Here is a 15,250-nt window from a genome sequence, read left to right on the forward strand (position 1 = left end):
GCCGGCCTGCTGAGCAGACCTGTCTTGGCCCTTCGGGCTTCCATCCTCACGCCTGGCGCGCTCCGCTTGCCTCTCCCTGACGCCCCATGCATAGGTCGATAGGATGCCCAGCTCCACCGCTGGAAAGATGATCAGACCTCGTAGGTGATTTTCTCAACGTACCAGGAAGCCTCGCCTGCTGGGGTCTGCACCACACACTCGTCACCGACCTGCTTCTTGAGTAGCGCCCTGGCCATCGGCGAGTCGATGGAAATGTAGTCATTGCGACCGTAGATCTCGTCGTAACCCACGATCCGGAATTTTTTCTGTTCACCGTCATCGTTCTCAATCTCGACCCAGGCTCCGAAGAACACCTTACCCTCCTGCTCGGGCGAATAGTCGACGACCTTCACATCCTCCAAGCGCTTGCGCAGATACCTGACGCGCCGATCAATCTCACGCAGGAGCTTCTTGTTGTACTGGTAGTCCGCGTTTTCACTCCTGTCCCCGAGCGAGGCTGCCCAGGTGACCTTTTGGGTAATTTCAGGGCGGTAAACACGCCACAGATGATCCAACTCACCCTTGAGCTTCTCGTGGCCGGCGCGGGTGATTATGTTCGTGGGCAAGCACTCATCTCCAACAGACTGAACAGTCGCAGAACCAGGTATCCACGCGCAGATAGGCACAATTCGCGTCTGCCTGGCCCGGCTTTCGACCTAAATGGTAACTGAAATCACGGCGCCTTTAATCGGCCCTGTAAGCTGATCAGCTAGGCTTGGCCTTGCGCTTCGAGCACAAGGTATTGAGGAGGCGCTGCGCAGGCTCAGCATGAGACGCTTGAAGGGATTGAGATCGAGCGGTTTGCGTGGAGTTTTTGTGCGTGCCCTGCCGGGCCGGCTGTCGTGAACCAAGCCGCCCCTGCTGCGCGAGGCTGTCTTGGCCCTTCGGGCGTCCATCCTCACGCCTGGCGCGCTCCGCTTGCCTCTACCTCTGCAGGGTAATACTAAGACGATGAATGGGGGCCGCTCACTCAGCGAGGGGCTAGCCCAACATGTATGGCCTCGGACAGTTCACTTAAGCGGACACTCACAAACCAAGATCACGGGCGAATCTCATGTCTATCGCCTTCGAATTACGATCGCTGATCATCCGCTCAAGCAGCTCATCAGTCATGTTAGCCCAGCCACAGCCGTTGCGCTCTGGAGAGCGGCCTGTCATCGGATCGAGTATCGCCCAGTGATAATCACCTACGACCAAGCGCGCTTTGGCCTCTCGCTTCACAGCAGCGGATGCGGCAGCGACAGAAGGAAAGTGTATGTCGGCTGACGGATCTCGCAGCCCGTCGTACGAGGACTCCAGCTCCTCAACCAACCTTCCCATTGAATAGCCCCCTGACGCGACCAGTTCTTCGAAGATCGCTGCAAGCTGGTCAGCACTGTACACCTCGCACGCAAGCTCCCAGATCAGGAAGTCGGCATGATCGTCCCGGTCACTGTCGAACATCAATGCGGCGAAGACGTTGTCTGTTCCTAGTCGGCGAATAAATCGCTTGAGGTGAATGGATTCTCCCGGGGTAGCACGCTTGCGACTCACCCGACGCCCTACCCCTGAAGTGCGCGGAGCGACAGGCTGGCTGTTATCACCAAAGGCAAGGCCATCATTGACTTGGTGAGGCTCTTGCACAGAATCCCCGTCAGAATGCATATATTTCCTTTATACCGTACTCTTCAAAAACTCGAATAAGCAGCCGTGCCGTTAACTGAAGCCGGCGTCGTATTTTACTTGTAAGCCCTGACGGAAACAGCCTCAAATACCCAATGACGCTAGAGGACGAAATTGGCCGCTCCAGGGCGCGTTTGAAAACGGCAGAATATGACATACGCCAATGCACAGACCTCACTGATGAATCTAAGGTAGGGCCAATCGTACTCCTGAGATCAGCTAACCGGCGCAGGTCAACTCTCTCTAACTTTCAGATTGATTTGTTTTTTCAAAGTTAACCGCACATTTCATACTTCGACTCACTGCCCCGTAAGACTCACTGAACTGATTCCCACTCCATTCAGGAAGCATATAACTATCAAGTTGAGGCCGAACTGTTTCATGCTTATTCAAAACCGCCTCGCCCTGCTTAATAGACAGGCGTTTATTCAACTTCACAGCATGATTCTGCCATTTTGTACGCAAAGCCCAGAAAACCAAAATAATGAAACCTAGAATAGCCAATACGCCCCCTAGATTTTTCTGAGACCTGATCGTTTCAGCGACGTAGTCTCCATAAAACCCAAGAACCACTGTGCAAATTACATTTTTGTCCCATGAACTTCCAGCAGGGCCAGCACCATCAACATACTTACAGTGATACGGTTTTATCTTCCATTCTTTATCTCTGAACAGCTCCCACGCGTCATAAGAAAAACTATTAGCCTCATAATGTTGACCCGCCCAAAACCAAGTTCCAGTTGCAGTAACCTTCAGCAGCGCCTTATCTGGGGTAATCAATAACTGCGCACACACAAGAAAAAGCAATCCCACGATTGGAGCAATAACTCGCGCCGTCCTCATAGCCAAGCTCTGATTTATATCGAATCGAAGCTCGTTTGCTTTAAAATAACTTCCAGCTAAGCGCAGCTCTGAAAGCTCCACATCATTGGATCTCATCCACTCATGCAGATTAGACTTTGCTCTAACAGACTCCAATCGCAGCCCGGTCTTGAGGTTGAATCTATTCAAATCTAGCAGTTCATCAGAGGCTTTTTGATCATCAGGATTTGAGTACTTACCCTCCAAGCCCAGCAGGCTAAAGACTCGATAAAACAAAAAATACAGCGACTTGGTTCTAGAATAAATAACTACCGCTATCAGGACAGCAGAAATAATCGGCCATACCTTATGTAGAAAATCCAAAAACGGCATAGCAGAAGTAACCATTTGCTCCACAATCTCACCTCCATTTGTGAGCGTGATTGAGTGATTCGTCTTGATCTCTAAAAACGGCCATCCATGCAGGCATGTGAGGACGCGCATTTGCCGCAAAACTAGATTGGGTGCACCGGGGAAGGTCGCAGTCAGGTAGCGCTAGTAACCAGAAGGTTCGTCTTTACCCGTCCAACCGGGCGGGATGGAAGTCAGTGCATTGAGACCCAGCGCTCCGCCTAAACAGCCTCTGGCAAAGCAAGAAAGCTCGATGTAGGCGGGATCATCGTCCTGCGCCTTTGCATCAGCCTAACTGGCGTGAGATCATTTTGCCATCCAGCAAAGCGACCTACGAAGGCCGTGCTTGACGCTGGACGAATAGTAAGCGCGACGACGACGGCGCAAGGAAGTTAGCCAAGCACCGCACCAGGAGGGAGCATGGGGTTATCTGTTCGCAAATCAGTTCGCGTTGGCCCGTTCAGGTTCAACTTGTCGAACTCCGGAATCGGTGTTTCGGCAGGCATCAAAGGCCTTCGGGTCGGGACTGGCCCTAGGGGCAACTACATCCACATGGGGCTTGGCGGCTTTAACTACCGCCACACGCTTTCCTCAACACGTCCCGCGCCAACGATTGCTCCTTCGCGCCCGATGCGCCCTTCCTCCACGGCCCCTGAACCTCTGTCGGCTACTCATGAGGCGCTACAGGAGATCGACAGCGGTGAGATTGGATCGATGGTCGACTCCTCATCTCAAGCGCTTGTTGAGGAGTTGAACGACAAGCGTAAACGCCTGCGTCTGTGGCCGTTCGCCCTTGCCTTAACCGTCGGGGCATTTTTGCTCGGTAGCAACAAGCAGCTCGATGCCTGGCTGACCAATTCAATTCTGATCGCAGGCCTTCTGCTCACAGCGGCAATTTACTACTGGGATCTGTTGCGCAAAACGACCGTCATACTCTACGACATCGAGCCGCAGTTAGCCGCCGACGTTGAGCAGATGCACACTGCGTTCGAGGCGGTGCGTAGCTGTCAATCAACCTGGCACCTCCAGGCGCAAGGCAAGGTGTTAGATCGAAAGTACCATGCAGGTGCGAGTCATCTAGTCACCCGGCGCTCCATCGCGCTCACCCTCAAAACTCCGCCCTACGTCAGAACCAATATCGCAACGCCCAGCATTCCCGTAGGCCGGCAGACCCTCTATTTTTTCCCAGACAAGGTATTGGTGTTTGAGGCCAATGGCGTCGGCGCTGTGACCTACGAAAACCTGAGAATCGATATCTCGGCCACCAATTTCATCGAAGACGGTGCGGTACCGAAGGACTCCCAAATCGTCAGTACCACCTGGAAATTTGTGAACAAAAAAGGTGGGCCAGATCGGCGCTTCAAGAATAACCGGCAGTTGCCGGTGGTGCGCTACGAAGAGGTTCAGTTTTCGAGCAATACGGGCCTACTGGAGCGTATACAGATCTCTTGTGTGGGGCGCACTGCTGGGCTGGCAAAAGCGATTGTCGATATCAGCAAACTGAAGGGGCGTAGCTGAGCGAGGCGTGCGGGCACATAGCGATGCTAGATAGTGAAGTGTAAGCGTTCCGCAAAGACAACTACCTGATCCCTGTATTAAGGGCGATGGTGTCCACCTATTTGAGTGGACAGGATTTTTATCTCCTGCACGCGGATCGCCATGCGCAAACGAAACTCTTATCCCAAGCCGTTCAAATCCCAGGTTGTCCAGGAATGCCTCCAGCCCGGTGGCCAGTTTCGCCTTGAGCCACGGCATCAACGCCAACGTCGTCCGCAAATGGCTGCCGCTATGCCGTGGTCAGCCGGCGACGGCATTGCCTGCCTTCATTGCGCTACACACTGAGCTGAAGTCTACGCCCATGGCAGCGGTGATCATCGAGCTACCGCTTGGTCAGCAAACGCTGACCGTAAAATGGCCAGCCTCGATCCCGAAGGCTGTGCCCGCTTCATCCGCAGCCTATCGCAATGATCCGCATCGACGCCATCTGGCTCGCCACCGAGCTCATGGAAATGCGTACCGGCAACGATACGGCGCTGGCTCGTGTGCTCGCGGTGTTCGGTGCGGCGAAGCCGCTCTGCGCTTATCTATTCGCCAATCGCCGTGCCAACCGGATGAAAGTGCTGGTGCATGAGCTGTCTTCAGACTGCGGCTGTAACCTAGAAATTTGACCTGTAAACCCACTCAGTTTATGGGTCAAAAAGTAGGTTTACAGACCCCTCTGTGGGTTAAAAGGCGCCTTAAAGGCGCCCTAGCACGATCAGTCAGCGTTTAGATTTATGGCTCGTTCAATACGCTGACGTCCGGCATGAGCAAGCTTGCTGACCCCCGACTCTTTCGCCACGGCATACACAAGCGCCTCCCCGACGTGACCACGCTTAGACATCTCATCTACAAGAGCCCCTAGTTCTGGGATACAGATTTCAGCAAGCGGACGCGTCGAATCATCATCACCGGGCCTGCGAAACACCACATTCTTGTCAGATTCGATGTGGGCAGGCCAGAAGAATGTACCAGTCTGCTCCTCTTCGTGTGACCTGAAATGAGCACGGGCAATTTGGTCGACGCGATCACGGATGCGTGAGCCAGTTCTCACCCAGCCATGAGCTCGCGCAATACGACGTGAAAGCGCGGTATCGAGCACGGGCCCTTCTTCTGCCACCACATGAGCTACCATCTTCTGCAACGTTGCTGTGTAGCTCTCATCAAAGAACCGGTCAGGATCTACCCCCTCCACGGCCGAGGTAGGGTCTGCCTCTCTGTAAACCAGGTAGTGCGTTGGTGTATAGGCATCGTCCGTTCCATCAGCAGGTGGAGCAGATGCCGCTCTGGCGTACTTCAACTCAGGCAAGCCACCTGTAGGGTCATTGGCTTCGACAGCGTTCGCTGAGGCAACGAGAGAAACTTGATCCACCACATCAATCAACTCCGCCACAGCAGTATCGATCTTCAAGCGCTCAGACTCTTGCGACGCATCAATGACCGCTTGTTTGGCCCTGGAAGCATTAAGCAGCTCGGTAAGCTGCTGATGAACCTTCTCAGCAGTCCCAGCGGCGTCCACCCACCAGTCTGTCGACCAAATCCGGACGATATCCCACCCAAGCCCCCGCAGAACAAATTCCCTGAGCTTGTCGCGGTCTCGCGCGGTTGCGCTGCGGTGGTAGGTAGCACCATCACATTCAACGCCTGCAAGGAATCGCCCTGGAGCATCAGGGTGCACGACACCCAGATCTATTCGGAACGAAGAGACACCAATTTGGGTATGAACCTGCCAGCCCTTCTTGCTCAAAGCGGCAGCGACCGCTTCTTCGAACGGGCTATCGAATCCACCAACGCTACCGAGGTTCGCCTCTACCAATGCACGTGGCCCACGCTCGGCAAATTCGAGGAAGTGTTTAAGGTCACGAACGCCTACAGCTTGGGTACGGGCAAGATCGATGTGCTCTGGGCGCAGAGTCGAGAACAGCACCAACTCCTGACGAGCACGTGTGATGGCAACGTTAAGCCGGCGCTCGCCTCCCGGGCGGTTCATCGGCCCGAAGTTCATCGACATCACACCGGTAGCATCTTTACCGTATGTGGTCGAGAAATAGATGATGTCACGCTCATCCCCCTGGACGCTTTCCAGATTCTTGACGAACACAGGCTCAAGTTCAGACTCGGCGAAATACGGATCAAGCGACGGATCTTTCCGGCAAGCCTCATCAAGCATGTCCATGATGAGTTTCTGCTGTTCACCGTTGAACGTCACTACACCAACGGTACGGCCGCTTTGGCGGAAATCTGGTGATTGAAGGCGAGCCACAAGGTCAGCGACCAACGCTCTCGCCTCAATCAGATTGGTGCGTGAACCGCCCTTATCGTAGACACCCGCCACGGGGCACAAACGCACAGCTTTATCGGCGGTGAACGGCGATGGAAAAGTCACCAGTTTCGAGTGGTAGTAACGCTGATTCGAGAATGCGATTAGGCTTTCGTGCCGGCTACGATAGTGCCAATTCAGGTTACGCATCGGCAAATTCGCGCTGATGCATTCATCCAAAATGCTCTCAAGATCAGCCTCGACATCCTCATCGTCAGCCGTGGACTCAGCACGATCAAAGAACGAGGTAGGCGGTAGCTGTTTCGGGTCGCCCACCATCACGACTTGCCTGCCACGCGCCATTGCACCGATCGCGTCCCACACAGGAATCTGCGAAGCCTCATCGAAGATGACCAGGTCGAATGGCGTCGAGGCTGGTGGCAGGTATTGAGCGATCGAAAGAGGACTCATCAGCAAGCATGGCGTTAGTTTTGTCAGCGCCTCAGGTGCTCGGCTCATTAGCTCCCTCAAAGGGATGTGCTTGGTCTTCTTACCCATCTCATGACGCAGTAGCCCCCACTCAGATGAGCGGCTAACACTCTCCTGGCTTGGTAGGTCAGCGCACAGTCGAGCACGGAGCCAGTCCTTCGTAAGCTCGGTGAACTTGTCATCCAACGCCCGGAAGTCGCGAATACGCTGCTCATGCTCGACGCTGACGAAAGTACGAATCACTGCTTCGTTATCGACGGTGGTATTCAACCACCAGCGAGCGTAGTTCACCTCAAAGACACGACGGACTTTTCCAGAGGTGATTACTCCACTCTCCATGGCTTGCACAATCGGAGCAAGGCCGACCGCGAAGGCCTCATCTCTCACCTTGCGCCATGCACACCACGCTTTGAGCCTCGCTGCAGACGACACCACCGTTTCGCAGTTCTTCTTCAGGTCATTCAATGACAGGTGAGCAGTCTCAACAACACCCGTTTCGGTAAAGTTGCCTACCGACGTCAGATTCGACGAGCGCTCCTGAAGCAGCCTGAGCTTGTCACGCATTGCAGCGCCGGCCAGAGCGATGGCCCCTTCATGCTCCAGCAAAGCATTACCATCTCCCAGAAGCGTTTGTAGGGGCGCTTTGTAGGCAGCGATCTGCTCCGGATTCAGTGCAAGCTTGGCGATAGCAGTCGCTATCTGCCCTTGAAATGCCAGAGCCTTGCGTGCGAGCTCCAGGTTGGTTTTGAGATCACTCCAAACTGGCACCAACTCTCGCAAGTCAACTAGATCAGACAGATCACGCTCAACCGCCGCCCGCTGTTTAAGCAGAGCGAAATCGTCTTTCAGCGTTTTCCCGCAGCGCCCCTCTTCAATCTCCGGGTGGTCATCGGTGAGTCGACCGCGCTCTTCGATTGCTCGGCGTTCTGCTTGAAAGCGCAACGCCGCATTTAGGTTTTCAACGTTTGTGGCCTGCCCTCTCCAAAGATCATGGGTGCTTGCGCAAAGATCGGAAAGTGCCGCTATATCAGCATCGAGGCGCCTCAGCAAACGAAGCCGTTTCAGCTCTTCTTTCAAACCATCGCCAAGCAGGCCCTGCTCGACCAACTCCAGTCCATCATCCGCCCACTGCGATTCAGCTTTTTGAAGTCGAATTGCTTCCTGGAGCTTGATCGCTGTCGCAAGGTGTTCAGCTTCTGATTTCGGGCCCTGCCAAATAGCGAAGCACTCCTGCCCTGGCTCAAGCTCATCGACAGTACGGCGTATCGATCGGATCTGCGTCCACACCGCCAAGTCTTCACCACAATTTGCTTCACTCGGGTTCTCTTGAGAGGGAGCCAAGAGCGCTGCGATACGGCGCTTTGCGAACCACGATTTAGGCCAGAATGATTGCTCAGCCTCTTGCCACTCACGCAACAAAAGATCAACGTCTAGTGACTCAATCGCTTCACTGTAAGTGACGCTTAACTGTCGCTTGAGATCAGATATCTGCCCCAATAGCGCCACTGCGTGAGCCAGCACAACCGTGGCTCTTTCCGGCCAGGCTGGGCCAAGCTCAGAGTGCGTTGCACGGCGCTGCAGCAGCAGTTCGATACCCTGTTTCGCATCGGTAACTGCGCGCGAAGACCATAGGTCAGACAGCTTGGCATTGAGATCCCGATGCTTTTCGACCCATATGCAACCTTCACTCAGCCTAAGGGAGATGGCACGTGCATCTGGGCGAAGCGAGAATCGCCAGTCTTGTCCTGCTGCAGCTGAAAGCGCCAAGGAAAGAACGGATAAGCCCTCAAGGGCCGTTGGGCTGTATTCCGTAGCCGGAAGCCCTGCCAGCTCAACGAATCGATCTGCAGCTCGTTGCACCTCAAGAACCGCAGGCAAGACTTCACGTGCGGCCTGGACGAACTGTTGTTGCCAATGGGGTGACCATTCGGTCTGACCAACTGCATGTAGGGCATGGCCAGCAAGCTGGGCATAGTCCACAGCCTGGGCGTTCACTTCGAGACGGTCGCACAACTCACGAAGCTCGATTATCGCCTTCTGGTCGTGAGTGTCAGGCGCCCCCCAAGCAACAGGTGCGACCGCCTCTTCACCACCTGAGGTAACCGTACCGATTGCATCGTAAATAGTGTAGCCATTGCGATGGCGCCGATGGAGACGTTCAACGTAGATGTTCAGGCTGTCACGCAGGGTCGCGAGGCGCTGTGCCTCAACTTCCCATGCAGCGGAATCTACGTGCCCTTTGGCTTCCCAGGCTGATTGCAGCTGAGCAAGTACATCTGTTTTTCGAGCTTTGCTCGAATGCAGCTCCAAGCAGAACTCACCCAGACCGATCTCACGCAGTCGCCGGTAAACCACATCCAATGCCGCGATCTTTTCCGAGACGAACAGTACACGGCGCCCTTGGGCAATCGACTGAGCGATCATGTTGGAAATCGTCTGGCTCTTACCTGTGCCAGGCGGCCCAATGAGAACGAAATCCTTTCCTTTGGCTGCCGCCATCACCGCAGCAAGTTGGGATGAGTCAGATGGCAATGGACAGAAGACATCTGTCGGGCCATAGATACGATCCAGTGACTCTGGCTCCGGGAAAGGAGTATCTGAAACGAACGAGTCACGTGGCGTCTCCAGAAGGTGCTGGACTACCGGGCTTTTTCGAAGATGCTCGGCGTTCTCGGACAGATCCTTCCACATGAGGTACTTGGCAAACGAGAACATCGACAGCACGACGTCTTCGTTCAACTCCCAACTCGGGATGTCCTTGATGGCATGGCCGACTTTTTTCCAGATGCTGGCAATGTCCAGACCAGAATCGTCTCGGGGCAGATCGTGTTCAAGAGAGCCCAGGCCAAGCTCGAAGTCTTGGCGCAGCATTTCAATTAGCGTTGGATTGAAGCGCGGTTCGTCATCGTGTAGCACCATGGTGAACCCGGAGCGCGCGCTCCTGCGCTCTAGGGTGACCGGTACCAGCACTAGTGGTGCTTTGTACTTTTGCCCTGCTCTGTCCTCACGCGTCCAGCTCAGAAAACCTATGGCCAGGAACAGCGTATTAGACCCGCCTTCCTGAAGTGCAGTGCGGGCACCCCGATACAGTTCGGTCAGCCGAGCGTCCATCTCGTTGGAGGTTAAAGCGACGAAGACCTCTCTACGCCTCAACGCGTCCTCAGCGTGGCGGCGACGAACATCCTCACGTTCACGTTGCTCATAAAGAGCGCGCTCACGTGGATCAGCACCGTCCATGAGATCAGGCCGGGTCAGCAGCTTTAAGGACTGACCACTAGACAGAATGTCCTCAAGCGCACTTGGATCTGGAGACTCAAGCTTCAGTGCTCGCTTACCCATCTTGAAGTTGAGCAGGTTGTTACGAAGCGACAGGTCTAGAAGCTTGCGCTGCCAACGACCAAGGCGATCTTTGGGGTCAAGTTTCGAAAGATCTTCGACCTCCACCTCATGGGTTTCGTCAGGAATGTCGGCGCCGTCTTCAACCAGGATGAGGGGCACATCATCCAATACCTCAGCAGCGACCCGCGCAATTTGAGCCTCAGCGCTTGCTAGTGGTTTGATGCGCTGCAATCGAGCCCGACGAATATCCAGCAGCATTTCGAAGTCGCTCTCAGCGTCTTCAGCGATTTGCTTAGCACCTCGTTCAGCCGCATATGAGAATGGCGGAATCGGGTTTTGCGTGACGAGTGTGGTTTCAAAAAGCACCAATTCCTGCAGCTTCACCCGTTTGCGCACGGCTGTTACATCATCCACCAGCGCAGTCGTAAACTCTTCGGGCTTCAACCAAAGGCCCGCAAAAGCATGCCCTTTGGTGAACACAATTACAGGGTTTAGTCCGATCTGCTCCAGAGCAGCGCAGAAAAGCAGCGTGAGATCCATGCACGTGGCTAAGCCTGTATCAGCAATCTGGCTGGGGCTACGTACCTTTTGCCCGCAATACTCAAAGCTTGCGGGCGGCAACGCGTAATCTAGCTTCATCCGCGCCACAGCTCCCCAGACAGCAGAAGCTAATTGCCAAGCTCGCTTGGAGCCACCCTCATAGCCATCAAGCGACGACGATTTCTCGCTCAGACGGAGCAGCTCAGCGGTTTGCTTCAGCAAGCGCTCAACTGCCGGATCATTCGGCTGAACGAACGCTGCCGTCATGTCCGGGATGTGGCGTAGGCCACCCCATTGATTTCGAGGAAGAAGATCTACAACCTGCTCATGGCGGGCCAGCACTTTCCGGCCACCATCTGCGTCCCTGTCATCAGCCTCAAGGACGAAGGTGAAAGTCGACAGCTCAGCTTCGGTCAAGCGAGTCAACAAGGGGCCGTCTAGCACCAAGTCAAGCCCAGGAATGACCCGAAAGCTATCCGCAGCGATTTCATCGATCCGCCAGACCTTGGGCTTGAACACCTCGGGCACAGAGGACAGCGAAAGGGTTGCATTGACGAAGCGATCTTCGGTCTCGTTCGAGATGCGAAGCTCTCTAATTACAGGAATGGCGTTCTGAAAGTCCGCAAGATTCAGCTTCGCAACCAAGGTGGCGAGAATCTTCACTTCTTTAGGCGGGGTTTCTTCTTCAAGCGTGAGGGGCTGAACTTCGTCGTCCATGCGCAACCGTCCCTGTCGTAGCGCCCAAAGGAGTGCCGGAATTGGCCGGCGAGAAGGCCCCTTTTGAGCTGATGGCGAGATGATAGCTTTTCTGTCGCCACCCGTAATTAGCATTTGGTCGTTACAGGATATTGATCTTCAAAGTCGACGCCTGGATCTTCAGGGCGGAGCCAGTCGATGCTGCTCATACCCCAAAATCCGCACAGGCACCAACAGGTATCGTTATGCCCAAGCGCAGCCCGGATCGACTGCAAGGCAGGGCCGAGCATAGCCAAGCGCCATCGTGGCTAAAGCCGGCCTCCCTCGTTACGTGGTCAGCTTGGGGCCAATCCGAAAGAGCGCTTCTTCCAGCTATCGTCCACACGCTGCTGTGGACGCAGCTATCAGCAACACCCGTCCCTCAATACTCTCCGTCGCGCGGTGCAACATGATAATGCTGTTGCCATGTGACGCCGGAGGCTCTTGAAAGAGCTTGTGAGACAGTCCGTATAGCCCTAGCTGGAACCATCCTCCTTTACCTTGATGAATCAGACCGAACGAAGCCTCGGCGAACCGATCGGCTTAGCTACACAGGCAAACAATGTAGCTATGAAAAGATTGGCGAGTCATATCGCTTGTTGAATCGAAAGCCCCGAAATCGCTTAAGGTATAGGGGAAATCACCCCGAGCTCTGTAAGCGCCTTAACCCCCTCAACGCCTTCAACTCCAGCAACATCTCAATCTGTCCAGGTCGAAATCTCGCGCTTGAAGAACTCGCCTGCCTTGAACGGCATAGTTGTCACTGCCTCCAGCCCGCCGACACACCGGTTCTGAAAGCGGTCGATCTCATCCAGCCGCAGAAAGTAGCTATCGCTATAGGCCGAAAATACCATCGTCGCGGTCTCGCGCAGCTGCAGGTGCTCACGAAGCAACGCGAGCGCCATGCCCGGCCCACGCGCAGCCTCGACAGCCAAAATTAGACGATTTGGACACAGAGGCACGTCGTAGTGACCTGCTTGTTCGTCAACCTCGCGCGACGAATCAGGCTCGTCACAATCAACACTCATATGAGTCGTTTCCATCGTCTGAGTCGGCCAGTTTCACTAAGGCTCCCAAACCCCGGTAGATGTCTATCAACGACCTCATAGATCGCTCCCTGTGACCACGAGTAGCCCAGCGTGAGCACTGCTACTCCTCCCCGCATCTGTTCCAGTGCGAAACCAGCCCGTCAGTACGATCAGGGATCTCCGAAGTTTTGCTGAGCACAAGGCATTGGGCATTGCCGACGTACTCAACCAACACGTAGACGTTATCGCCAACAGCGACGTCCAGCTTTCGCATCGCTTCATCCGGAATGCGGATAGCACCCTCCCCATCCCAGTTTTCGATAGCCACTTTCCAGTTCATTTTCCTACCCTGCTCGACTAATACCACCCGACAACAACGCTAAATTTTGATCCCAACCCCCTCAAGACCCCTTTTAGTTGAAATCTGCTTAAGCGACGAACCGACATTCGCTTTAAAAACGTCCACATCTGGCCAACTCTCATGACTTCCTTTCGGCATCGCGCACTTTTTTGAGAACTATCAAATCATCAACTAGCTCAACACCTAATAAATCTCCGATGCCAACGCCCATAGCCGCAAGCATCTCTGGCGGAAGGTCAATTATGACATCACCGCTACCATCGCCAGGATCTTGGCATTTCGCTGTAGTGAGTACTTTGCGATTCATAGCTTCGTCACGTGCAAGCCTATCCGAATTGAACAGTCATAAGCGCTAAATTTTGATCCCAAATTCCTGAAAATCCCGCTGCAGAGTTTTATGGCTCAGCACGGCTGGAATCTTGAAAAAGAATCGGTAGGCATAAAAGAAAAAAACAGGCAATAGGAGAAGACCTAAGCCATAAGTTGCTATTGCAATAATTACAGACGCTGGCACCGCAGCAACAGCGAAGATTAACCCCTGCACCCTCGCTCCGCGAGTAACTTCCCGGAGCTCATCGGCATCAAAGAAAAACTCTCCCCTGCTGTTTTCAAAACCTACGACGACCGTAATCTTTTTAGAGGTCTCCTTCACGAACCAAGTCCGCGGAACGTCCTTATCATAGGCGCCTTTTTTTCTGATGTAGTCCGGGATCAGCAAAGCTTTAAAGTAAATAGTATTTCCCGATTCATCTTCGGCCCTTACTCGCTGGTAGAGCGTCGAAGAATTGCCAGTTTCGCTGTCTTTATGGTTTCTAACAGTCACGACGATTTTGCGCATTTGCGACATACAGCAATCCCTTTATCAATTTATCTGGATTCCGTGAGCAGGCAGTGACCAACTCGCCCCCTTCCGCCATAACGCCGACAGCCCTGGAATATGGAAAGGTTGCGCACCGCAGCTAGTCATCGACCACTGCCTCCGCTCGCCCATTTTTTGGAGCTGGTAGGAGGCACGCGAGCCATCCAGGCATGCGCCTGAAATCGGTGTGAAAATCGAAATCCCGCACACATGACTATATACATTTGTGAGGGCCATAACAAACACGGCATACCGTCTCCTTTTGCAGGACACGTGTATGTTGCTTCGCGATGCCTACGCCTTGACGCTCCGCTTGCTGCGGAAAAACAAGGGGTTCAAACAGCAGGATGTTTCGGCCGGCGTTGACGCGTCCTACGTCAGCCGATTGGAGCGAGGTGAGCGAGCGGTAACGATCGAAGCCAACGATTCTGTTGCGCGGGGCCTTCAGATTGCCCCGCTCACCCTCTTAGCTCTCGCACACGGCGCGCAGCGCGGGGGGTCAGCCAGAGAAGTGCTTGAAGAGGCCGTCCGAGAGCTCAGAGAGCTGGAGCTTTTCGATGTGCGATTGGACGCTGAACAGGCAGAGCTGACGCACCCACAAGCTGCCAAGGGAATTGAAACAACCAAGGCGGTTCTGACGCTCAAAGCTAAGGGCCTTAGCCAGTTGGAGGTTGCTCGCGCTCTAAATCTTTCGACCTCGACAGTGGGGCGTCACTGGTACAGACGAAATCCTCAGCAATAGGTATGTAGATCGACGGGGCAGTTGGAAACTTGCATCGCAATGGGTAGATTTGCGGGGATCACAGCCTGATCGGAGCCCCTGCCGTGCTAGTCGAATTTGACCTCAACCATAACGACCGCGACGCCCTTCTTCGTCACTGCCAGTCATTCCAACCGGCGACTGGAGATCCTAGAGAAGACGCGCGCCTGGCGGATGCGCTTGCGGCGCTTCAGGAGGCACTTGCGGAGTGCGACGCGACTAAGTCCAATATTTACGCCCCTGATTGATCTCGGTGACAACGATGAGCCTAGGCAAGGATCTGCTTGACCAGAATGGGGTTAGGCGCGGCCAATATTTGGCTTAAAAATAGTCAGTTATCCCAGCAGTTTGGCAAACTCACGCAAGCCTGCCACGCCTCTTCAGTGGCTAGCCTTGCAAGCCGAAGCCTTGCCGCCAGGCCCCTCTT

The 15,250-nt window shown here is 54.4% G+C and carries 11 protein-coding genes; 3 read left to right on the forward strand and 8 right to left on the reverse strand.

All coding sequences use genetic code 11. From position 1 onward, the window contains the following. Nucleotides 1–131: 131 nt before the first annotated feature. From greB to PVA39_RS08640, 3 genes are all read right to left on the reverse strand, one after another. The gene (gene greB, locus PVA39_RS08630; protein ID WP_274123714.1) at nucleotides 132–605 is read right to left on the reverse strand and encodes a transcription elongation factor GreB; all 474 of its coding nucleotides are present in this window, start codon (nucleotides 603–605) and stop codon (nucleotides 132–134) included. 460 nt (nucleotides 606–1,065) lie between these two features. Further along, on the reverse strand, nucleotides 1,066–1,683 hold the full coding sequence (locus PVA39_RS08635; protein ID WP_274123715.1) for a hypothetical protein: 618 nt from the start codon (nucleotides 1,681–1,683) through the stop codon (nucleotides 1,066–1,068). 261 nt (nucleotides 1,684–1,944) lie between these two features. After that, on the reverse strand, nucleotides 1,945–2,910 hold the full coding sequence (locus tag PVA39_RS08640; protein ID WP_274123817.1) for a DUF6216 family protein: 966 nt from the start codon (nucleotides 2,908–2,910) through the stop codon (nucleotides 1,945–1,947). Nucleotides 2,911–3,333: 423 nt separating this feature from the next. Here PVA39_RS08640 and PVA39_RS08645 point away from each other — a divergent pair, with 423 nt between their 5' ends. Next, complete coding sequence (locus PVA39_RS08645) at nucleotides 3,334–4,431, forward strand: DUF4236 domain-containing protein (protein WP_274123716.1); 1,098 nt, start codon at nucleotides 3,334–3,336, stop codon at nucleotides 4,429–4,431. A gap of 446 nt (nucleotides 4,432–4,877) precedes the next feature. Further along, nucleotides 4,878–5,081 (forward strand): IS66 family insertion sequence element accessory protein TnpB, encoded by a 204-nt coding sequence (gene tnpB, locus PVA39_RS08650; RefSeq protein ID WP_274123717.1) that lies wholly within the window; start codon nucleotides 4,878–4,880, stop codon nucleotides 5,079–5,081. Between the two features lie 89 nt (nucleotides 5,082–5,170). Here the strand turns inward: tnpB and PVA39_RS08655 are convergent, their stop codons facing one another. The 5 genes from PVA39_RS08655 to PVA39_RS08675 form a co-directional block, all read right to left on the reverse strand. Beyond that, on the reverse strand, nucleotides 5,171–11,797 hold the full coding sequence (locus PVA39_RS08655; RefSeq protein WP_274123718.1) for a DUF3320 domain-containing protein: 6,627 nt from the start codon (nucleotides 11,795–11,797) through the stop codon (nucleotides 5,171–5,173). Between the two features lie 716 nt (nucleotides 11,798–12,513). Continuing rightward, on the reverse strand, nucleotides 12,514–12,843 hold the full coding sequence (locus tag PVA39_RS08660) for a hypothetical protein (protein WP_274123719.1): 330 nt from the start codon (nucleotides 12,841–12,843) through the stop codon (nucleotides 12,514–12,516). A gap of 121 nt (nucleotides 12,844–12,964) precedes the next feature. Continuing rightward, nucleotides 12,965–13,183 (reverse strand): AbrB/MazE/SpoVT family DNA-binding domain-containing protein, encoded by a 219-nt coding sequence (locus PVA39_RS08665; RefSeq protein WP_274123720.1) that lies wholly within the window; start codon nucleotides 13,181–13,183, stop codon nucleotides 12,965–12,967. Between the two features lie 139 nt (nucleotides 13,184–13,322). Continuing rightward, nucleotides 13,323–13,511: an AbrB/MazE/SpoVT family DNA-binding domain-containing protein gene (locus PVA39_RS08670; RefSeq protein WP_274123721.1), complete on the reverse strand. Its 189-nt coding sequence runs from the start codon at nucleotides 13,509–13,511 to the stop codon at nucleotides 13,323–13,325. A 45-nt stretch (nucleotides 13,512–13,556) separates the two neighbouring features. Next, nucleotides 13,557–14,051: a hypothetical protein gene (locus PVA39_RS08675; RefSeq protein ID WP_274123722.1), complete on the reverse strand. Its 495-nt coding sequence runs from the start codon at nucleotides 14,049–14,051 to the stop codon at nucleotides 13,557–13,559. Between the two features lie 289 nt (nucleotides 14,052–14,340). On the opposite strand from PVA39_RS08675, the gene PVA39_RS08680 reads away from it, so the two are divergent. Continuing rightward, nucleotides 14,341–14,805 carry a helix-turn-helix domain-containing protein gene (locus PVA39_RS08680; protein ID WP_274123723.1) on the forward strand — a complete coding sequence of 155 codons (465 nt, stop codon included), beginning with the start codon at nucleotides 14,341–14,343 and terminating at the stop codon, nucleotides 14,803–14,805. Nucleotides 14,806–15,250: the final 445 nt, after the last annotated feature.

It is taken from the genome of Pseudomonas sp. CNPSo 3701 (assembly GCF_028674975.1).
GTDB classification, from domain to species: Bacteria; Pseudomonadota; Gammaproteobacteria; order Pseudomonadales; family Pseudomonadaceae; genus Aquipseudomonas; species Aquipseudomonas straminea.